A 19,156-nucleotide genomic window follows, 5' to 3' on the forward strand; every position below is an offset into this window, starting at 1 on the left:
CACCTGGGCTGGGGGCGTGAGTATGTCGAGCGACGCCCCCGATCCGATGCGCCTGCACCCGATTGCCGGACAGGATCGAGTGGTGCTCCTGAAACCGCTGATCACGAGTCCGCTGGTCGAGGTCGGTGACTACACCTACTACGACGACCCGGACGATGCGACGGCATTCGAGACCCGGAATGTGCTGCACCACTACGGACCCGACCGTCTCGTCATCGGAAAGTTCTGCGCCGTGGCGACTGGCGTGCAGTTCATCATGGGCGGTGCCAACCATCGGATGAGTGGTCCGTCCACGTACCCGTTCCCCATTATGGGCGGCGCGTGGGCGGAGCACCGGGATCTGGTGACCGACCTCCCGAACCGCGGCGACACCGTGGTCGGCAACGACGTCTGGATCGGCGGAAACGTCACCGTCATGCCCGGCGTGCGGATCGGTCATGGTGCCGTCGTGTCCACTGGATCGGTGGTCACCAAAGACGTTCCCGCCTACGGGATCGTCGGCGGGAACCCGGCCACGCTGATCCGCCGACGCTTCAGCGAATCGGATATCGCTCTTCTGCTCGACGCGGCCTGGTGGGACTGGCCGATCGAGGAGATCACGGCGCACGTGCGGACCATCGCGGACGGTACACCGGGTGAACTCGAAGAGATCGGCCGACGCATCCACGGCTGAACCGTCATTTCCGAATCGGTGAATCCGGTGGCCGGCTCGCGACCACCGCGAAGTTCAGCGGAATCCTCGGCGATCCCGGCGGCAGCTCCCACCCGTTCGAGCAGCGAACGAGGCCGGGGAAAGCAGGCCAGTCCATGTAGGGCAGTTCGGTGACCGCGTCGATCCGGAGTCCGGCGTTCAACAGCGCACCGATGACCTCGCCGAGGTCGTGCTGCCATTCGTGATTGACGGTATGCGCTGTGCCCTGCCCCGTCGGATCGTCGGAGTAGGTACCGGAACTCTCGTAGCTTCGGACGCCGCCGCCGCCGAGATAGTCGTCGGTGACGTCCCACGGTTCGAAACCCAGTGCGCCGAGCAGAGGATGGTCGTCGCGGATCAGGAACACACCGCCCGGTTCGAGGAGATCGTGGATCGATTGCGCCCAGTCGGTGAGCTCCGGTAGCCAGACGATGGTTCCCGTACTGGTGACAATGGTGTCGAAATGCCGGTCGATCAATGTCGACGCGAATCGTGCGTCACCTTCGACCCAGGTGATCTCGCGGTTGTCGGCGTCGGCGATACGAGCGGCGTGGCGCAGAGAGTTCGGTGACAAATCGAGTCCGTGCACGTCGACGGCTCCCAGTCGCGACCAGGAGACGGTGTCGGTGCCGATGTGGCACTGTACGTGCAGGAGTGAGCGATCCTGAATCCCGGATGCGGGCAGGTATGGAGCGAGGATCGAGAGGTCGTTCTGCACGACGGTGGAGACGGCCTTCTTGTCGGCGAGAAATGTTTCGACGTCGTACATGTCGGAGCGCACATGGATGTCGGCTCGATCATCCCAGTTCGCGCGGTTCGCGGCAATCGCTTCTGTCTCGTGCATGGTGGACCTTCTCCGTCGACGGGGTCGTTCTACTGCATATCACGTTCGACAGACACCTTGCGTTCGAACTCGAGATGGTCAAGGGTGATCTCGATGCGGTGAACGGCTCTCGGTTACTGGCGTTGCTGTCCGGATTGTCGACGCCGGAGAAGGACGGCGCGAAGGACATGACCGAGTTGCAGGCGCTGAAGGATGTGTTGCCGTCGACGGACGAGGAGGGGGTCGCGGCGGTGAACTGGGTGGGCCCGCTCAGTCTCGACAGGGCCCGAATCTTGGCACGCGACAGTATGATTACTCGAAGTGTGTCGGACACGAGGGTGTTCCGGTCGGGCGCGGGGTGTCGGAGCGCTCGGCGGCGGTGTCGCGGACGGTGCGTGACGGGGGATGCGCGTTTTGCGGGTGTGGGACGCCGCCAGGATGGTGCGATGCGCATCATGTCGTGCCTTGGGCCGGTTGTGCACTCGTATCGGTGGACGCGACGATGGTGGGCCGACGGGTCTCGGCAATGTTGATTCTTCTGTGATGCATCATCATCGGACGGTGCTTCACGGTCAGTGGGTTGTCGCGATCGGGGAGAATCGGTGGCCGGTGTTCTATCCGTCGGTGTCGGTGTCGGTGTCGGTGGACTGCGAGATCACTCTGTTTCGGAAGACCCGGAAATCCCCGAAACTTCCGGTGAGCGCCTGCGAGAGTTCACTGCCGCTCTCCACCCAGGCTGTATCGTCGAGGTCGGGAAGGTCGTCGGGCATGTGGTTGCGATGGGGCACGACATACGTCGGACTACCTTGCGGGTTGACGATCAAGAACCCGGCAGCAACACACAGATCGTAGACGAACTCGCACTCGTCGTTCGTCAGGGTGGCGTGGTCGATGCCGCCGGTCAGCGGCTTGTCCTGTTCGAGCGAGTCGATGAGCAGGTCCGAGTGGTAGCCGTCGAATTTCACGGGCACACCCTCGTTATCGAGGATCGAGCACCCGTGAGGATTGGCTACGACGTGCAAGCCCCGTCGGTCGAGGAAATCGACTATGCCGTCCCGGTCGGCGTCAAGTTGCCGGTCCTGTGCTACCCGCATGAAGTATATCGAAAATCCCATGTCAGAACTCCAGTGTGAGAAGGCCGTTCGCGTCGTGCACACGAACGGTACGCCCGATTGCCGGGGGATTGTCTCCGTGCAACTGAGCCAAGGCGGCCGCCTCGGCAGGCCCGGTGTGGCCGGCCAGTCGTCGACCGTCCGGCGTTGTGGCCACCACGAATCCGGTTTCCGGTTCACCACCTCGACCGTATTCCACTGTTGCAGTGACGATATCCGCACTACCGGAGTAGTCGAGCACCTGATCGGGTGCGGACGAGGACAATGCGCGAGTTTCAGGATCGCCGACGTATCCGTCCGAGTGTGCCGATGACGACAGCAGAAGCGTGTGTTGACAGGTGAGGAAGCCGCCGTTGCCGTGCACCAGCGCCAGATCCGCACCGGCACGTAGACGTCTGGTCACCTCGGCCACGGAATGAAGGGTGTAGCTGTTCAATGGACCGCCGAAGAAGGAGTGCCCACCGGTGACGCTCGGTATCGTGGTGTCGGGCAGGTTCAGTTCGCGGATCAGTAGTTTCGGCACGACGGGGAAGCAACTGTAGGCGTCGACGATGTCGAGGGAGTCCGAGCTGACCCCGGCGCCGTCGAGGGTGCGCCGGACGACGTCGCTCAGAGCGGACGAGGAGTGGAAGTTGCTGCGGCTCAAAACATCGAGTGGATCGGAGGCTCCGGCCCCGCCCCACAGGTACACGAATCTGTCCTCGTCGATACCGGCCTCGCGGGCCTTGTCGAGTGAGCACACCACCACCGCGGCGGCCTGATCGACGAACGGCATGGCATTGAGCATCAGCGGATACGGTTCGCCGATCATCCGATTGCCTGGGCCGACGGTCGAGATCTCCTCGGCGGTATGAACCGTCGACGTCCAGGAAGCTGGATGTGCTGCAGCCAGTTTCGAGAACTCGGCGTACATCCGGGCGGACCAGGCCGGCGACTCGGCGGCGTCGTGTCCTTCGGATGCACTGAAGCTGTTCTCGAACAACGGGTACACGCGAGTGGGCACCATGAGTCCGGTGCGTTGCATCTGCGGGCTACCCAAGTCGGACGGGTTGAAACCGGGCGGTCCACCCGGTGCGTGAGTCCAACCCGCCGAGTCGAGGTCGGTTCCGGCTTTTCGGAGTGCGGCGGTGGTGGCCGAGCATTCCCCGCCGACGAGCAAGGCGACAGAGGACCGCCCGGCTGCGATATCCGCGCCGATGCGGTCGAGAAGGGCGGCGGGCCAGTGCCCGCCGATCGGCGACGTCGAGGTGGTGGCCGGTGCGGCGCCCAAGCGGGCGGCGAGCAGTTCAGGGAGGTTCTCGTACGACCAGCTGACCGTTTTGACGGCGTGTACCGCATCGAGCTGTGACGCGAGTGCCCGGTGGCCGGTGTCGTCGAGGGCCAGCACGGCGGCATCGTGGATGAGGTCCAATGGTTCGCGTACGTCGGCGGGGTCACCTTTCAGATCGCCGATGCCGACGATGACGGGAATTCGCGAAGTGTCAGTCATGATGTGCCTCTCTGCCGGCAAGGAGGTAAGGGGTCACCATGATTGTCCGGGCAACGGGAGAATGCCGAGGTTCGCGTCGAGCCCGCCGTCCACCACGAGGGTGGTTCCGGTGATGTAGGACGCTGCCGGTGACGACAAGAACCAGATCGCTTCGGCTTGCTCGTCGGGTTCAGCGAAGCGTCCCAGGGGAATCCGTCGTTCGATCCTCGACAGCAGAGCCGGATCACCGGTGACGTCGACGGTGATCCCGGACCGTGTCAGACCGGGTGCCAGTGCGTTGATTCGGACGCCCGCGCTTGCATAGTCGACGGCGAATGCGCGTACGAGATTGATCAGCGCACCTTTTGTCGCGTTGTATGCCCAGTTCCCCGGATCGCCTCGCAGCCCAGCCACCGACGCGGTGAATACAGCACTCCCTCTGGTTTCCTTCAACGCCGAGATGGAGGCGCGGAGGCCGTGGATGGGTCCACGGAGATTGACGCCGATGATGTGATCGGCCTTGTCCATGGCTCCCGAGGATTCGAGTGCCGGTGTGCCGCCGATTCCGGCGTTGAGGATCACGGTGTCGACGCGACCGAATTCTTCGAGGGCAACTGCAACGGCCTCTTTGTTGACGGCTTCTTCGGACACGTCGCCCACCACGGTCACGACATGATCGATATCGGCCAAGTCTGCGAGTCCGGGCGCGGAGAGGTCCACGGCGACGACATCGTGGCCTCGCGCGGCGAACAGTTCGACACTTGCGCGCCCGATTCCCGATCCGGCACCGGTCACGACTGCCACCCGCCGCGTTGCGGCTGACGTCGGTGATGCGTCTGTCATGATGCGCCTTTCTCCCGGCCGTGAACGGGGCGTCCCGGCCACGATATCGGCTACCCGAATATCTGTAACGGTGAGATGCAATAAAAAATTGTCGTGTCAGGCTATTTAGGTATGCCTAACCGTGCCTCTATACTCCACCTCATGACAGCTGTGGTGGAGAGAGTGTCTGTGCCGGTGGGTCCACGCGCGATCGACGATCCCTATTCGATGACCACGGTTACGTTGAAAGTTCCCCACAAACGAAGTTGGGTGGCGCACCGGCATCCCGAGCACGAGCTGCTCTGGGGAAGTTCGGGGGGCTTGCTCCGGGTTGTCGTCGACGGTGTCACCTGGGATGTCCCGCCGTCAGCCGGACTGTGGCTCCCGGCGGGGTCGTTGCATCAGGTGACCGCGGGCGCCGGAACCGAATTCTTCTGCACGTATTTCCGGCCGGAGGCGCACGCGGCGCCGTCGCACTGTCCCGGACTGTTCGGGGTCAGCGCGCTCCTACGTGAGGTACTGCTGCACATGCATCGGCGGAACATGCCGGACGAGGCTCGAAGGCGGGCCGAGCAGGTCGCTTTCGACATGCTGCAGCCGCTCGAGGTCGCTGCGGTGGAGGTTCCGATGCCCACCGATCCGCGCGCGCTGTTCGTGGCGCGTGCCCTGGTGGCGAACCCGGCCGATCAACGTTCGCTCTCCGAATGGGCACTGACGGCCGGTGGCAGCGTACGCACCCTGACGCGGGTGTTCGCTCAGGGGACGGGTATGACGTTTGCCCAGTGGAGGATTCAAGTGCGCGTCCGAGCTGCCCTCACGTACCTGGCGGCGGGAATGCCGGTGTCCGTAGTCAGCAGACGGGTCGGGTACGAGACTCCGAGTGCGTTTGTCGCCGTGTTCAGGCGGGTCACGGGGCGCACTCCCGGTGCGGTGATGGGCAGGCCCGGCACCGCACCGGAGCCGTACTTACTGCGCGCCTGAGGACGTCTCCGTCGTGCGGCGTGGCGCAGACCATGCCGTCCACAACGCGGCATAGCGTCCGTCCAGATCGAGGAGTTGTCGATGCGATCCCTGCTCGACCACGCGGCCGTCGTCCATCACGACGATGTGATCGGCAGCAGCGGCTTGGGAGAGGCGATGTGCAACCGTGATCGCGGTGCGGCCGATGGTCAGGGCAAGCGCGGCGTCGTCGAGCATCCGAGCTCCGGCACTTCCGGCCTCGGCGCCGGCTTCGTCGAGGATGAGCAACGGGGGGTCGAGCAATTCGATACGAGCGAGCGCCAGTTGTTGAGCCTGAGTGGCGGTCAGCCGGTGTCCACCCGCGCCGACGACGGTCTCGACACCGTCGGGGAGCGCATGCACCCATCCGGTGGCGCCCACCTTGTCGAGCGCGTCGGCTATCTCGGCGTCGGTGGCGTGGGGGGCAGCCAATCGTAAGTCCTCTGCCACGGTTCCGGCGAAGACGTGCACTTCTTGAGTGAGCAGAGCGACCGCTCTGCGGGAAGTGTTACGAGAGAGCCGATCTCGGTCGACGTTTCCGATGCGCACGGTGCCGGCGGTCGGCTCGTAGATGCCTGCGATCAGTTTCGCGACCGTCGACTTTCCGGCTCCGGTGGCCCCGACGATCGCGGTCGACGTTCCCGCCGCGATTGTCAGGTCCACATCGTGCAGTACCGGCGCGTCGCCTGGCCGGTACGCGAAGGTGACATCGCTCAGTGATGCGGAATTCTCCTGCGGCTCGAGTGGATCGGCCGGCTCGGACGGAACCGGTGCCAGTGTCACGCCGATCAGTCTGGCCAGGGCGATGGTGCCTTCTTGTAGTTCGTCGAAGACGCTCAGTACCGCGCCGACGGGGTCGAACAGGCGGTGGAAGAACAGTGCCGCTGCGGTAGCCGCACCCAGACTGATCCGGCCGTCCTGCACCAGCCAGAATCCGGTGACGAGAACTGCTGCGAGGCCGATGAATTCGGCTATGTTGAGGCGTCCGAAGAATCGCGTCCGTAGCCGGGTGGCCGTCAGGCTCAGTCGAACCGCTGCCAGCGACCTGGATTCGATCTGTCCCAGGTGCGCATTCTCGAGCCGGAGCGAACCGACGGTGTCGGAGTTGGAGAGTGAGTCGAGCAATTGCTGTGCACGTGATCCCTCTGCCTCGCGTTCTTCGCGGTAGACCGGGGCAGATTTCCCGAGATACCAACGCAGCGCTTGGATCTGGATCGGTGCGGCGACTACCGCGGCGACGGCGAATCGCCAATCCAGAGTGCCGAGTCCGACCAGGGTGAGAAGGATGGTCAGCGCGGCGGTGGCGAAGATCGGCAGTGCATCGGACACCGCTCGCGTCACCAACCGGACGTCTCCGGTGATGCGCGAGACGAGGTCGCCGCGGCCTGCCCGCTCGACGTCGCTCTGGGGTAGGTCGAGTACCCGTAGCACTACTTCCTCGCGGAGATCGGCGACCGCCCGCTCTCCCAGGCTCGCAAGTAGATAGTTGCCGACCCCCACCAGTATCGAGGATGCGGCAGCGATAGCGACCAAAGCGATGGTGAGAGAGCCGATTCGGGAGACCGCGTCGTTACCGCCGTCGGTGACGGCGTCCACCATGGCGCCCAGAACGAACGGCGTGAGCAGCGAGATCGCGGTCGACGCGATCAGCGTGATCATCGCTGCGGCTACGCTGCCGCGGTGCGGACGGAGCAGGCGTAGTGCAGCGGTGCGCGACTGTCTCGGCGTCGCGGTGGGCAGCAGGTCGTTCACAGTTCGATCACCCGATCACAAATGGCGAGCAGCGCCGGGCTGCCGGTGAGAATGAGAGTGGCGTGCTCACGCCGAATCTCCGCGATCCCGGCGGCGATGCGGGCTTCGGTGACGGAGTCGACGGCAGTGGTGGGGTTGTGCAGAACCAGCACCGGTGGTTGCCCGGCCAGGGCGCGGGCGAGGGCGATGCGTTGCCGTTGGCCGCCGGAGAGCGAGTTGCCTTGCTCGGTCACTGTGGTCTCGAGTCCTCGGGGGAGAGAGTCGATTACCTGATCTGTTGCCGAGGCCGTGATCGCGGCGTCGACGGACGTGCCGGGCGCGGTCAGGGCTGCGATGTTGTCTCTCACGGTGCCGATGAACAGTGCAGCCTCGTGCGGTGCGGCGAGAAGGTGCTTGCGTAGGTCGCCTATCTCGAGGCGGTCGATTCGGTGCTCACCCAGGTGCATCGTTCCCGAGGTGGGTTCGATTCGGCGGGCGAGGAGGTCCACGAGTCCATCGGCCAGAGCGGAGTTCTCCGTGACGAGTCCGACGGTCTCGCCCGGGCGTACGTCCAGGTCGAACGGATCAGATCCGGCAATCACCACCTGGCGCAGTGTCAGCGAATCGGCCCCGCACACTGCGAGTGGTGTGTCGGGGGCGGTGACGGAACGCTCCGTCGTCAGCAGTGCCGACACACGGTTGGCGGAGGCCCGCGCCCGAGCGAGCCCGGCGCCGAAGTAGCCGACGTCGATCAGGGGCCCACGCAGGAACTGGGCGAGTCCGACCACGGCGACGAACTCGCCGATCGAGATGGAGCCCTGCGCAGTCATGCGGCCGCCGACGTAGGCGATCACGGCGAGGAAGGCCCCGGCGATCGCGACGTTGGCGGCCGAGTACATCGCCTGGTACCGCTGGGCGCGCAGCGTGGCTCCGAGCGAGGTGCGGCTCGCGGTCCGGTATCGCCGAGCCGCGTTGTCGCCGGCGCCGATCCCGGACAGGATTCGGAGCCCGGCCAGCAGATCGGCGGCGAGTGCACCGGCCCGTGCTCCCTGTTGCTGGTCGGTTTCGGCGCGGCGTTCGAGGGGCCGGCTGACCATCTGCATCAGTATCAGCACGGGCGGGGTGCCGAGGATGACGAGCAGTCCGAGCGGCACCGAGATCACCAGCAGTGAGACGGCGGCGGTCAGCACTCCGCAGGCCGCCGCGAGTTTAGTGCTCAACGTATGGGTGAAATCTGCCACCGCGCCGGCGTCGGAGGTGGCGATGGCGTACACCTCGCCGGGGATTCGGCGGGGCGTCATGCCGTGCGGATCGAGACCGCGGCGCGCGATGTCCATCCGCAGCCGATGGGCGCCGTATTCACTGACCGAATCGGCGATGCGTGCCGCGAATCGCCAGCTCAGCAACAGACCCGTGAAGAGAATGCCGAGGACGAGTATCCATTTTCCGAGCGCGGCAGCGTCACTGGTGGCGATGGCGCGGTCGATCACGGCTCCGATCACGACGGGCACGAGAGCTTCGGCGACCTGGTGGCCGGTGAAGCCGACGGAGGCAGTTGCCAGCTTCGCGCCGCGGCCGTCGGCGGTGATCGCGTCGGCCAGCACCTGCCGTGGGGTGGGCCCGTCCCGATAGGGGGCTGATTGTGGTGTTGATGGCACCGTGCCAACGCTAGGGAGGGAGACGCTTGATACAGAAGTCACAGCTGGGACAGACCCTGTCGTGAACTGGCCATACGCCCACTGGTGGCCGAATCGCGACAGGACTTGGCCCCGATACGTCGGTCGATATGCCGACTGGTCTGCCACACTGCAATAAATTAAGGTCCACCTTACTTAGTGCAGGGTATCCATGTTCGGGCGTTTGTGTCCGTGCGTGTTGCGTCGATGTTGGAGATGGTTGTGAGTCTTGTGTTCGGAGAGGTGCTCGAGAAGGAGTACCTGACGCCGGGAATGGTCAGGATCGTGTTCGGCGGGACGGAGCTGGCAGCCTTCGAGTCCAGCGGCATCGGCGACGAGTATCTACGCTTGCACTTCCCCGTTCCCGAGACCGGCAAGTTCGTGTTGCCGGTCGAAGATCCGGACGCGCCTCGTGGTTGGCGATATCCGGAAGGTGTGGCGGTGTCGCCGTGCCAGCCGTACACGGTGCGCCGGTTCGACGCGGATACGAACCACGTCACCATCGACTTCGTCGTTCACGAGGGTGGTGTCGCCAGCGAATGGGCGCAAGCCGCCGTCGTCGGTGACACGCTGGCGCTGACCGAGCCGCGCGGGCTGTACGAGCCGCCCGAGGGCGCACACCGCCAGATATTCGTCGCCGACGCAACCGGGCTCCCGGCCCTGGGCCGGTTGATCGAACAACTACCGTCCGGTACCTCGGTGAAAGCGATCGTCGAGGTGGTGGACGAGTCCCACAAGCAGCAGATCGACTCGGCCGCGGACGTGGAGTTCATCTGGCTGGTCGGCAGTGGCAACGGCGTCGGACCGTCCCAGCTGCCGAACGTGATTCGGGCGATGAATCTGCCTACCGACCTCGGCTACATCTGGGTGGCCGGCGAAAGTTCGATGCTGCGCGACATTCGTAAATACCTGCGCCACGAATTGAAGTTGCCCGCCGCGCGGTACAAGATCATCGGGTACTGGACGTACAAGGCCGAGGCGTGGCTCGCGAAGTACGAGGCGCTCGACGAGAACATTCGCAACGCCATCGACGCGGCGTGGGAGTCCGACCGCGACGAGGAAGAGATCCGCGACGAGGTCGAGAAGACACTCGAGAGTGCCGGGTTGTGAGCACGGATTTCGACAAGACCCGTCTCGAGCAACAGACCGAGGACCTGATCGACCAGTCGATGCAGAAGAAGCTCGAGCAGCCGGACGGGTTGGTCTCGAGCAACTCTCGGCGGGCCGTCGGCTTGGCAGTATGCCTGGGAATCCTGGGTGTCGTCCTGATCGTCAGCATCGCGATCGGTTCCAAGACGATTCCGTTCGGTACCGTCGTGGATGCTCTACTGCATTTCGACGATTCCAACGATCACGTGATCATTCGTGACTTGCGGCTGCCCCGAACAGTTCTCGGCCTCATGGTCGGTATGGCTCTCGGCGTTGCCGGTGCCCTGATTCAGGCCATGACCCGAAACCCGCTGGCCGACCCGGGAATTCTGGGTGTCAACGCTGGTGCCGGCTTCGCGATGGTCGTCGCGGTGGCGGTGTTCGGATTGACGAGCATCTGGTCGTACATCTGGTTCGCCTTCCTCGGAGCGGTGATCACCACGGCGATCGTCTACGCGTTGGGGTCGATCGGGCGCGGGGGAGCGACGCCGATCCGACTGACACTCGCGGGTGTCGCGATAGGTTCGGTGCTCGGCGGAATCTCCTCCGGTATCACCCTTCTCAATCCGACGGCTTTCGATCAGATGCGTCAGTGGAACGCCGGTTCGCTCAGTGGACGGTCGATGGAGATCGTCCTGGCGGTCTCGCCGTTCATCCTGATCGGGCTGTTCCTCGCGCTCGCCCTGGCCCGCCAACTCAACGCGGTGGCGCTCGGTGACGACTTGGCTCGCTCACTCGGCGCCAACATCACCCGTACCCGCATTCTCGGTGTGATCGCGGTGACACTCCTCTGTGGTGCGGCCACCGCAGCCGCAGGCCCTATTGGATTCGTCGGCCTCATGGTGCCGCACGTCGCCCGGTGGTTCGTCGGTCCCGACCAACGCTGGATCCTCCCGTACACCTTGGTGTGTGCCCCGATCCTGCTACTCGCTTCCGACGTGGTCGGCCGGATCGTCCTGCGTCCGGGTGAACTTCAGGTAGGCATCGTCACCGCCTTCATCGGAGCTCCGGTTCTGATTCTGTTGGTGCGACGGAGCAAGGTGAGTGGCCTGTGAGTATCGACTTCGGGCGTCCCACTGCGGTGGTGCGCTCACGCAAAGAGGGCTGGTCGGCTCGCGTCGACGTGCGCACGATCACCGTCTGTCTGGTTCTGACGGCCCTCGCACTGGCTATCGGTGTGATCGCGCTCGCCAGTGGCGACTACCAGGTACCGATTCGAGACGTCGTCGGTGCGCTGTTCGGTGAGGCACCGGCGCGTATCCACATGGTGGTGGTCGAGTGGCGACTGCCGCGCGTGCTGCTGGCGTTGATCCTCGGTGCCGCGCTCGGGATGAGCGGCGCGATCTTCCAGTCGCTGACCCGCAATCCATTGGGCAGCCCCGATATCATCGGCTTCAACTCCGGTGCGTACACCGGAGCGCTCATCGTCATTCTGCTGATCGGCGGCACGTACTACGAGGTTGCGGTGGGAGCTCTAGTCGGCGGTATCGCGACCGCCGCCGTCGTGTACCTGCTGGCGTACAAGCGCGGTGTCCAGGGCTTCCGGTTGATCATCGTCGGTATCGCGATCAGCGCGATGCTGGGTTCGGTCAATACCTGGATGATCCTCAAGGCGAAACTCGCCGACGCCATGGCAGCTGCAGTGTGGGGAGCCGGGTCACTCAACGGCCTCGGCTGGACCCAATTGTGGCCGGTGGTGATCGTGCTGGCCATTCTGATTCCGGTGATCCTCGTTTTGGGTCGGCGTATGCAGATGCTCGAAATGGGCGACGACGCCGCCAAAGCCCTCGGCGTCCGAGCGGAACCCACGCGGTTGTCGCTGGTTGTTCTCGGTGTGGCGCTGACGGCCATCGTGACAGCGGCCGCCGGCCCCATCGGCTTCGTCTCCCTCGCCGCCCCGCAACTGGTGCGGCGCCTGACCGGCAGCGCCGGGGTGAGCCTGTTGCCGTCGGCGGCGATGGGTGGGGCGTTGCTGATGATCAGTGATTGGGTGGCGCAGCGCGCTTTCGCGCCTACCCAGTTGCCGGTGGGCATCGTCACGGTGTCGATCGGTGGCATTTATTTCGTCTGGCTTCTCGCACGTGAGGCCCGCAAGCAGTGACAGAAACGAGGGACGCCGTGAGCGAGACGGACGTGAAATCCGTTGGTACCAGTCGGCTACGGGCCGAGAACGTCACGATCGGGTACGACAAGAGTGTCATCTCGAAAAATCTGAACGTCGAGATCCCGGACGGCGGCTTCACCGTCATCGTCGGGCCCAACGCCTGCGGGAAGTCGACGCTGCTGCGGGCGTTGTCGCGGTTGCTCAAGCCCAGTACCGGCCAGGTGTTGCTCGACGGCAAGGCGATCACGTCGTATCCGGCCAAAGAAGTGGCGCGCCGTCTCGGACTGCTGCCGCAGACGTCGATCGCTCCGGACGGCATCAAGGTCGCCGATCTGGTCGCGCGGGGCCGCTACCCACATCAGAAGCTTATTCGGCAATGGTCACGGGAGGACGAGGCCGCGGTGATCACGGCGATGGCGGCCACCAAGGTCACCGAACTCTCGGCCCGCCCGGTCGACGAGCTGTCGGGCGGGCAGCGCCAGCGTGTCTGGGTGGCCATGGTTCTGGCGCAGCAGACTCCGCTGGTTCTCCTCGACGAGCCCACCACGTTTCTCGACATCGCGCACCAGATCGAATTGCTCGAACTGTGCCGCGATCTCAACGAGAACGACGGCCACACCCTGGTCGCCGTTCTGCATGATCTCAATCATGCGTGCCGCTACGGAACCCACATCATCGCCATGAAGGACGGCGCTGTGGTGGCCGAGGGCCCGCCGGCGGAGATCATCACCGAAGAACTGGTTCACGAGGTGTTCGGCATGGCGTGCCGCATCATCGACGATCCGGTTTCCCATACCCCGCTCGTGATCCCCCTGGGGCGTGAACGCGAGCGGCGAAACGAAGGAGTGACCGCGTGACCCTGATTGTGGATACGAGCGTTCCACAGGCCCACTGGGACGAGTTGGTCGCGTCCATCACCCGCCGCCAGTTCTTCAGTGGGGTAGCGGGAGTCGCTACCGCGGTGGCTCTCACCGCGTGTGGAACATCCGACGGCAGTTCGGCTTCGGGCAATGAGAGGTTGCCGTACACCTGGGGCGAGTTCAGTGCAGACGTGCCACGTGACCCGAAGCGAGTCGTGGTTCTCGACGGCCGGGTAGACCTCGAGTTCGCGATGATGATGGACTATCCCGTCGTCGGGTCGGGCAATTCCTGGTTCCCGGATGCGAAGATCGGGGCGCAGTTCCCGGGCCGGACCATCGAATCGGCCACCGCAGTGAACAACATCGGTGACTACACCATCAATTTCGAGAATCTGTTGGTGCTCGATCCTGACCTGATCGTGATGACGGAGGTCGGGTATCTCAGCGACTGGTACGGCAACGACAGGTTGGCAACCATCGCCCCACTGTTGGTGGTGGGCGACGACAAGCAGAGCACCCCGAGCAGCGCAGTCGACTGGCGTGGCGCGCTACTCGAACAGGCGAACCAGCTCGACCGTAAGTCGGCCGCCGAGGCGATGATCAGCGAGTACGAGACCAAGCTGAACGGTCTGCGCCCGACTCTGGCCGCCGCTCTGGGCGGGAAGAACGTCGTGTTCGGCGTTCTCTCGGACAGCGGGTTCCTCGTTCACCAGCGGAGCTTGCCGCTCAGCGTCTGCCTCGACGCGGGCCTGACGGTTCCGTTCCGCGACGATACCAACGCGGACAACGGTTTCGAGCTCGGTTTCGAACAGCTCGATCAGTTGGCATCCGCCGATGTGATCATCGCGCAGGCGGGCCGGCCGGAGGTGGTCGGCATCGTCGGCGCGCAGCCGACCTGGCAGCGTCTACCTGCAGTCCAGGCAGGCAACGTGGTCACGGTCGACGCTCGGTACAACCAGGGCTTCGCGCTGACCGCCTCGATCTTCCTCGATGTCCTGGTCGAGGCTGCCGAGAAGTTCACTGCGGCATAGGTGCTCGGGAGGCGGTGACCTGCCGAGATTTCCCGACAAGTCACCGCCGGTCGCAGCTCAGACACCGGTAGTGTCGTGGGGGTGACTGAGTTTCGTTGAACGACAAGCGCAAACTTGTGGCCGGTCGTGTGCGCTCAGATCTTCGTGATCGTAGTGCTGTTCGGTGTACTGGACGGTGGTCTCGCTGCGATTCCCATCGTCGTGCTGATCGCGCTGCCGGTCGGGGTCTTTCTCGGCGGAATCGCGGTTGCCGGTGCGTACGCGGCCGGCACTCCTCAACGGCGAACTCGTGGGCCGAAGCCGAGTGGGGCGCGTGCTGGTCTTTGCCGTCGTCACGGTTGTCTCGGTGACGGGAGTCGCGACGTTGGTGTTGCTGTCGGTGGCTCCGCCGGTTTCGTCTGCTCGGACCCCTCTCGGTGTTGTTCGGCGCCGCGGGGATCAGCGTCGGAAAAACCAGCGGGCATGAGCTCCGCTCCAGCGGGATCGAGTGCACAAGCGCGGCTCCGCGCATCGTCCTCGGCCAGTGACCTGATCCGTCGCGCTCGAATGGTGGCGATAATCGCTGCCCTGACAGCGAGCAACCCCACCGCCTGACAGCCCGAGACAACCTGCGAGCTTGGCTGTACCCAGCATCGGGAGCCATGACGGTGGTACGCGGACTTGCGCGGAGTTGGCGTGCACGAATTTCGCGTGGACGTACTCGGCGATGTGACTCTACCGACTCGCAGAAGAGCAACCACATGATCGAAAAAGTCTATCCTACAAGATTGTTCGCAAAATCCGCACTGAAGAGTACGCCGGATGTGAAAACAAGTGCCCTAGGAATTGCGCTAAGTAGCGACGCGGATGGCCGATGCTTCGGGGGGTGTTCCGAAATCCGACCAACCTTCTCGCAGTCGGGTGAATATCTTCGTTAACGTCGATCGTGGTTCCGATCCGTATGTGACGACGAAGTCAGCGTCGAGCACGTACCGGGCCAAGACTGTTGCCAAAATATCGCCCTGTGGTAGTCCGGCGGCGTCGGCAAGGGCTGCGGCGAGAGACGCTTCCCACCGCCGTTGCATCCTCGATGCGTAGTCCAGGAGTGATGGAGTGGAGTTCACCAGACCGACAAGAGCCGCGGCGGTCTCGTCGCTGCCGCGGTGGGGTACCGCGAGGAAGAAGCCCTCGAGCGCGTCAAGAATTGACGCGTTTTGGTCACGTTCCCGAACGGCCGTAACCAACGCCTGCTCGTAGCTGTCGTCCTCGTCGAAGACCAGAGACTCCTTGCTGGGAAAATAAGAGAACAGCGTGCTGACAGCAGCGTCCACTGAACTCGCGACCTCTGCGACCGTGACGTTGTCGAACCCACGCTCACAGAACAGTGAAAGCGCCGCGTCGGCAAGGCGTTTGCGAGTCTGAGCCTTCTTCTTCTCGCGCAGCCCCGTCATCAAGCACACTCCTCCAGTCGTCATACGATAGTCGACTGCAAGTATACAGCGTAATCTTTAAAACAGTGACTCGTTTTTTGTAACTACTCTGGTTTGAGGGAGGGGGGTCGCATGCGCCTGCGGTAGCCCCGTAATCGGAAGGCCCCGGGTCTCGGACTTACAGCATTCTGTCAGGAAATCTAGACATGCACTTTGCACTGTTGTGAGGCGAACCAGTCACGGTTAGCTTCACGTCGGGACAGATTTTCGCATCTCGTGTAGATACTTGTGATGCTGATATGTGATTCTTTTCTTGTGTACGAGCGCACGTAAGCAGTGTCGGCTCTATTTGATAACCCGCTCGAGCTTGCACGATTCCTGACTTTGGTGCGCATCGTCTAGCCGCCGCCGATGTTCAGGTCGGAGATGTTCTCGTTAAGAAGGGTGAAGCTGTAATTGCATCAACATTTTCCGCAAATCGGGACCCCGCAGCATTCGAGAATCCTGAGAACATGAATATCAATCGGACGGCAGTCCACCCGCCGAAGTCGGTCAAATCCGCTGGCGTTCGGAAGAAGTGAGTCGACCGGTCATCTGGTGCCAAGCGGGCGATCCGCGATGACAATTACCGACCCAGCTACTGGCATGCCGCTATCCCCAGGCCCTGAGAAAATTGTTGTTGCATCATCTGAGGCGGAGGTTGAGCGTGTACACCTGCAGACCAGTGCCGGCGTACTTTCCGCTTTGTTCGTTGCTCCGATCGGTCCGCCCCGCGCAACTATCGTCGCGCTTCACGGGGCGGGGATGACCGCGCGATAATTCCACGGACGCTTGTTGCCAGGGCAGTCGTTAGTGGCACTCGCCGTCCAGTTGGGTTACAACGTCCTCTGCGTCGACCGCCCAGGCTACGGAGCGTCGGCCATCCAATTCAGCGAGGGACTACTTGTCGATGAACAGGCTGATGTCATATGGGATGGCGTACAACACTTTTTGTCGTCCCGGTCGAAAGGCCGGGGGATAGTGCTCGCCGCGCATTCCTTCGGCGGCAAAATCGCGATGGTGATGGGTGCGCGTCAGTTGGTCCCGAACTTGTTGGGAATCGAGATATCGGGGTGCGGCTACCGGTTCGCCGATTCGGGATACTCCGCGATCTCGCCACAACGTAACTGGGGGCCGCTTCGCCTGTACCCACCCCACACCTTCACGACGTCCAAGGAAATCGTCACTCTCGCGCCTGCACGCGAACTGAACGAGACTGCGATCTGGGCGACAAGAATGCCCGATGTCGCTGCGCGGCTTAGTATTCCAGTTCGGATGACCTTCGCCGAGTATGAGGGATGGTGGCAGCACGACGAGAGAGCAATCGGCGAGATACGTGAGTTGCTCGTTGGTTCTCCTCGTGTGCAAATCGAGCACCATCGCCACGCCGGCCATGACATCAGCCTAGGGCGGCCCGCCCGTGCTTATCACCTCAAGGAGCTGGTCTTCGCTGATGAATGCGCTGCAGCCTGACCAAACCCGACATCAGGCCCGCGCTTCAAGAGCGGCAATCCGACCCTTGTGGGGTCGGGCCTAGCTTGTCTGGCTGCGGGGCCGAAATTCTGTGCACTACCTCACCGGTCGAACCCTTGTCAGTCCGATTCGAGGATCGGAGTGCGGCAAGGCAGGCAGCTCCTCAAGAAATTCTGTAGTTATTGCAATATTGTAGTCACTACGGATATCGTTGGTGATGCCGCACTCGAGAATGAAGGAGGCCACTGATGGGCTCGACCGTTCAGACAGCCGCACCCAGTGCACCGCAAGAAGCAAGTAGTCGAAGCCTCAATCTGACAATCCTGGCTCTAGGAATCGGTGCAATCGCCAGCATCCTCGACTCGACGATCGTCAACGTCGCTGTGGACCACCTGTCGCAGGTGTTCGGGGCAAGCCTTACTCACACCCAATGGGTGATCACAGGTTTTCTGCTGGCGATGGCCGCAATCGTTCCGCTGTCGGGGTGGATGATCGATCGACTCGGTGGTCGCACCACCTGGATGATCGCTCTTTCGACCTTCCTTGCCGGTTCAATTGCCTGCGGACTGGCATGGAATCTTAATTCTCTCATTGTGTTCCGAATTGTCCAGGGCCTCGGCGCCGGCCTTATCATCCCCGTGCTCATGACTCTCATGACGCAGGTTGCCGGACCAGCCAGGCTAATGACAGCCATGGGAAGCTTTTCACTGCTCGTACAGGTCGGGCCCATCCTAGGGCCTGTGATCGGCGGCGTGCTGGTGCAAGGCGCCACCTGGAGATGGCTTTTCCTCGTGAATATCCCCTTCTGTGTAGTGGGGCTAATTTTGGCTCAACTCATACTCCCGCCCCGGGACCGGGCAACACAGAAAAGGTCGCTCGATGTGGTAGGTCTCGTGCTACTCGCGCCGTCACTGGCCGCCCTGGTATACGCACTGAGCAACATCACCGCCGACCACGGCCTCGGGCCTGCCAATGTTTGGATACCGCTTGCGCTCGGTGTCGTCGGAATCCTCGGATTTATCGGCTGGTCGCTACACGACGGCGCCAGAGCCCTCATTGACGTCCGCCTCTACTCGGACCGCGGTTTCAGCGTGGCCAACGGACTCAGCGTCTTATCCGGGTTCACGATGTTCGCCGGCATGCTTCTGCTGCCCTTGTACTTTCAGGCCGTCCATGGTTCCTCGATCGTAGAGGCAGGCTTGTTCCTCGTTCCCCAAGGTCTCGGCGCGGCAGCACTAATCGTCGGGGGCAAAAAGCTGACCAAGAAAATATCTGCCCGTACGAAAGTCATCGCGGGCTTCATGCTGATGGCGATCGGAACCCTGCCCTTCGTGTTCCCCGAGCTGCGCGATATGACATGGCTATTGATTGTCGCGCTCTTCGTCCGCGGCGTCGGCATCGGAGCTAGTACGCCCTCTCTCAACGCTGTTGCCATGATCGGCCTTCCAAAGGATCAACTTGCGCGGGGTACCACGGCATTCAATATTGTTCAGCGTATTGGCGCCCCGTTCGGAACTACAGTCGTAGCAGTGATCCTTGCTCGCGCCACCGCGAGCGCACCGCACACTGATCTCGGCACTGCGCAGGCATTCGGAACAGCATTTTGGTGGACTATCGCATTTACTGTGCTGCCGGTTGTCGTGGCCTTGCTGCTGCCGCGCGCGAAGACGTCGAGCCCCGCTGCAACAAAACAACCAGTCGACGCCGTGAAGTAGCGTTGCGGCGGCTGGAGATATACAGCGTCGACATCCTGCACTCAGCGCCCGACC

General features: G+C 63.2%; 18 protein-coding genes and 1 pseudogene. 11 read left to right on the plus strand and 8 right to left on the minus strand.

The features are described from left to right. Positions 1–22 precede the first annotated feature (22 nt). Entirely contained in the window at positions 23–673 is a 651-nt protein-coding gene (locus ABH922_RS03785) for a CatB-related O-acetyltransferase (RefSeq protein ID WP_424809553.1), read from the plus strand. Between the two features lie 4 nt (positions 674–677). On the opposite strand, the gene ABH922_RS03790 is transcribed toward ABH922_RS03785, so the two are convergent. The 4 genes from ABH922_RS03790 to ABH922_RS03805 all read right to left on the minus strand — a co-directional run bounded on the left by ABH922_RS03790 (position 678) and on the right by ABH922_RS03805 (position 4,937). Beyond that, positions 678–1,535 (minus strand): class I SAM-dependent methyltransferase, encoded by an 858-nt coding sequence (locus tag ABH922_RS03790; protein WP_424805658.1) that lies wholly within the window; start codon positions 1,533–1,535, stop codon positions 678–680. A gap of 593 nt (positions 1,536–2,128) precedes the next feature. Beyond that, positions 2,129–2,629 carry a hypothetical protein gene (locus tag ABH922_RS03795; protein WP_424805659.1) on the minus strand — a complete coding sequence of 167 codons (501 nt, stop codon included), beginning with the start codon at positions 2,627–2,629 and terminating at the stop codon, positions 2,129–2,131. Position 2,630: 1 nt separating this feature from the next. Then, entirely contained in the window at positions 2,631–4,115 is a 1,485-nt protein-coding gene (locus ABH922_RS03800; RefSeq protein WP_424805660.1) for an acetyl-CoA acetyltransferase, read from the minus strand. 33 nt (positions 4,116–4,148) lie between these two features. Next, a complete protein-coding gene (locus tag ABH922_RS03805; protein WP_424805661.1) occupies positions 4,149–4,937 on the minus strand; it encodes an SDR family NAD(P)-dependent oxidoreductase in 789 nt (262 codons plus the stop codon). A 141-nt stretch (positions 4,938–5,078) separates the two neighbouring features. Between ABH922_RS03805 and ABH922_RS03810 the strand changes: the two genes are divergently transcribed. Then, positions 5,079–5,897, plus strand: coding sequence for a helix-turn-helix domain-containing protein (locus ABH922_RS03810; RefSeq protein ID WP_424805662.1), 819 nt, complete (start codon positions 5,079–5,081; stop codon positions 5,895–5,897). Here ABH922_RS03810 and ABH922_RS03815 read toward each other — a convergent pair. Together ABH922_RS03815 and ABH922_RS03820 are read right to left on the minus strand one after the other, a co-directional pair. Next, a complete protein-coding gene (locus ABH922_RS03815) occupies positions 5,883–7,667 on the minus strand; it encodes an ABC transporter ATP-binding protein (protein ID WP_424805663.1) in 1,785 nt (594 codons plus the stop codon). The two genes, ABH922_RS03810 and ABH922_RS03815, sit on opposite strands and share 15 nt — an antisense overlap. Beyond that, complete coding sequence (locus tag ABH922_RS03820; RefSeq protein ID WP_424805664.1) at positions 7,664–9,304, minus strand: ABC transporter ATP-binding protein; 1,641 nt, start codon at positions 9,302–9,304, stop codon at positions 7,664–7,666. The genes ABH922_RS03815 and ABH922_RS03820 overlap by 4 nt, the downstream gene beginning before the upstream one ends. 234 nt (positions 9,305–9,538) lie before the next feature. Between ABH922_RS03820 and ABH922_RS03825 the strand changes: the two genes are divergently transcribed. From ABH922_RS03825 to ABH922_RS03850, 6 genes are all read left to right on the plus strand, one after another. Further along, on the plus strand, positions 9,539–10,432 hold the full coding sequence (locus ABH922_RS03825; RefSeq protein WP_424805665.1) for a siderophore-interacting protein: 894 nt from the start codon (positions 9,539–9,541) through the stop codon (positions 10,430–10,432). A 59-nt stretch (positions 10,433–10,491) separates the two neighbouring features. After that, positions 10,492–11,526 carry a Fe(3+)-siderophore ABC transporter permease gene (locus ABH922_RS03830; protein WP_424809554.1) on the plus strand — a complete coding sequence of 345 codons (1,035 nt, stop codon included), beginning with the start codon at positions 10,492–10,494 and terminating at the stop codon, positions 11,524–11,526. Beyond that, on the plus strand, positions 11,523–12,572 hold the full coding sequence (gene fepG, locus ABH922_RS03835; RefSeq protein ID WP_424805666.1) for an iron-enterobactin ABC transporter permease: 1,050 nt from the start codon (positions 11,523–11,525) through the stop codon (positions 12,570–12,572). The genes ABH922_RS03830 and fepG overlap by 4 nt, the downstream gene beginning before the upstream one ends. A 17-nt stretch (positions 12,573–12,589) precedes the next feature. Then, the gene (locus ABH922_RS03840) at positions 12,590–13,432 is read left to right on the plus strand and encodes an ABC transporter ATP-binding protein (RefSeq protein ID WP_424805667.1); all 843 of its coding nucleotides are present in this window, start codon (positions 12,590–12,592) and stop codon (positions 13,430–13,432) included. Continuing rightward, positions 13,429–14,466, plus strand: a complete 1,038-nt coding sequence (locus ABH922_RS03845; RefSeq protein WP_424805668.1) for an ABC transporter substrate-binding protein — start codon at positions 13,429–13,431, stop codon at positions 14,464–14,466. Before ABH922_RS03840 ends, ABH922_RS03845 begins: the two co-directional genes overlap by 4 nt. A gap of 253 nt (positions 14,467–14,719) precedes the next feature. After that, positions 14,720–14,932 carry a hypothetical protein gene (locus ABH922_RS03850; RefSeq protein WP_424805669.1) on the plus strand — a complete coding sequence of 71 codons (213 nt, stop codon included), beginning with the start codon at positions 14,720–14,722 and terminating at the stop codon, positions 14,930–14,932. Between the two features lie 119 nt (positions 14,933–15,051). Here ABH922_RS03850 and ABH922_RS03855 read toward each other — a convergent pair. Then, positions 15,052–15,174: pseudogene (locus ABH922_RS03855) on the minus strand (DoxX family protein); the annotation flags it as partial. A 122-nt stretch (positions 15,175–15,296) separates the two neighbouring features. Beyond that, positions 15,297–15,896, minus strand: a complete 600-nt coding sequence (locus tag ABH922_RS03860) for a TetR/AcrR family transcriptional regulator (protein ID WP_424805670.1) — start codon at positions 15,894–15,896, stop codon at positions 15,297–15,299. 353 nt (positions 15,897–16,249) lie between these two features. Between ABH922_RS03860 and ABH922_RS03865 the strand changes: the two genes are divergently transcribed. The 3 genes from ABH922_RS03865 (at position 16,250) to ABH922_RS03875 (ending at position 19,102) form a co-directional block, all read left to right on the plus strand. Then, the gene (locus ABH922_RS03865; RefSeq protein WP_424809555.1) at positions 16,250–16,456 is read left to right on the plus strand and encodes a cytochrome P450; all 207 of its coding nucleotides are present in this window, start codon (positions 16,250–16,252) and stop codon (positions 16,454–16,456) included. 271 nt (positions 16,457–16,727) lie between these two features. After that, positions 16,728–17,387, plus strand: coding sequence for an alpha/beta hydrolase (locus ABH922_RS03870; protein ID WP_424805671.1), 660 nt, complete (start codon positions 16,728–16,730; stop codon positions 17,385–17,387). A 248-nt stretch (positions 17,388–17,635) separates the two neighbouring features. Then, the gene (locus ABH922_RS03875) at positions 17,636–19,102 is read left to right on the plus strand and encodes a DHA2 family efflux MFS transporter permease subunit (RefSeq protein ID WP_424805672.1); all 1,467 of its coding nucleotides are present in this window, start codon (positions 17,636–17,638) and stop codon (positions 19,100–19,102) included. Positions 19,103–19,156: the final 54 nt, after the last annotated feature.

It is taken from the genome of Rhodococcus sp. 27YEA15, assembly GCF_049739425.1.
Taxonomy (GTDB): Bacteria; Actinomycetota; Actinomycetes; order Mycobacteriales; family Mycobacteriaceae; genus Rhodococcus_F.

What these genes read in the sequence shown, in the direction of transcription:
- ABH922_RS03785 (WP_424809553.1), top strand. Translation starts at nt 23, where the DNA reads ATGTCGAGCGACGCCCCCGATCCGATGCGCCTGCACCCGATTGCCGGA.
- ABH922_RS03790 (WP_424805658.1), bottom strand. Translation starts at nt 1,535, where the DNA reads ATGCACGAGACAGAAGCGATTGCCGCGAACCGCGCGAACTGGGATGAT.
- ABH922_RS03795 (WP_424805659.1), bottom strand. Translation starts at nt 2,629, where the DNA reads ATGGGATTTTCGATATACTTCATGCGGGTAGCACAGGACCGGCAACTT.
- ABH922_RS03800 (WP_424805660.1), bottom strand. Translation starts at nt 4,115, where the DNA reads ATGACTGACACTTCGCGAATTCCCGTCATCGTCGGCATCGGCGATCTG.
- ABH922_RS03805 (WP_424805661.1), bottom strand. Translation starts at nt 4,937, where the DNA reads ATGACAGACGCATCACCGACGTCAGCCGCAACGCGGCGGGTGGCAGTC.
- ABH922_RS03810 (WP_424805662.1), top strand. Translation starts at nt 5,079, where the DNA reads ATGACAGCTGTGGTGGAGAGAGTGTCTGTGCCGGTGGGTCCACGCGCG.
- ABH922_RS03825 (WP_424805665.1), top strand. Translation starts at nt 9,539, where the DNA reads ATGGTTGTGAGTCTTGTGTTCGGAGAGGTGCTCGAGAAGGAGTACCTG.
- ABH922_RS03830 (WP_424809554.1), top strand. Translation starts at nt 10,492, where the DNA reads ATGCAGAAGAAGCTCGAGCAGCCGGACGGGTTGGTCTCGAGCAACTCT.
- ABH922_RS03860 (WP_424805670.1), bottom strand. Translation starts at nt 15,896, where the DNA reads ATGACGGGGCTGCGCGAGAAGAAGAAGGCTCAGACTCGCAAACGCCTT.
- ABH922_RS03875 (WP_424805672.1), top strand. Translation starts at nt 17,636, where the DNA reads ATGGGCTCGACCGTTCAGACAGCCGCACCCAGTGCACCGCAAGAAGCA.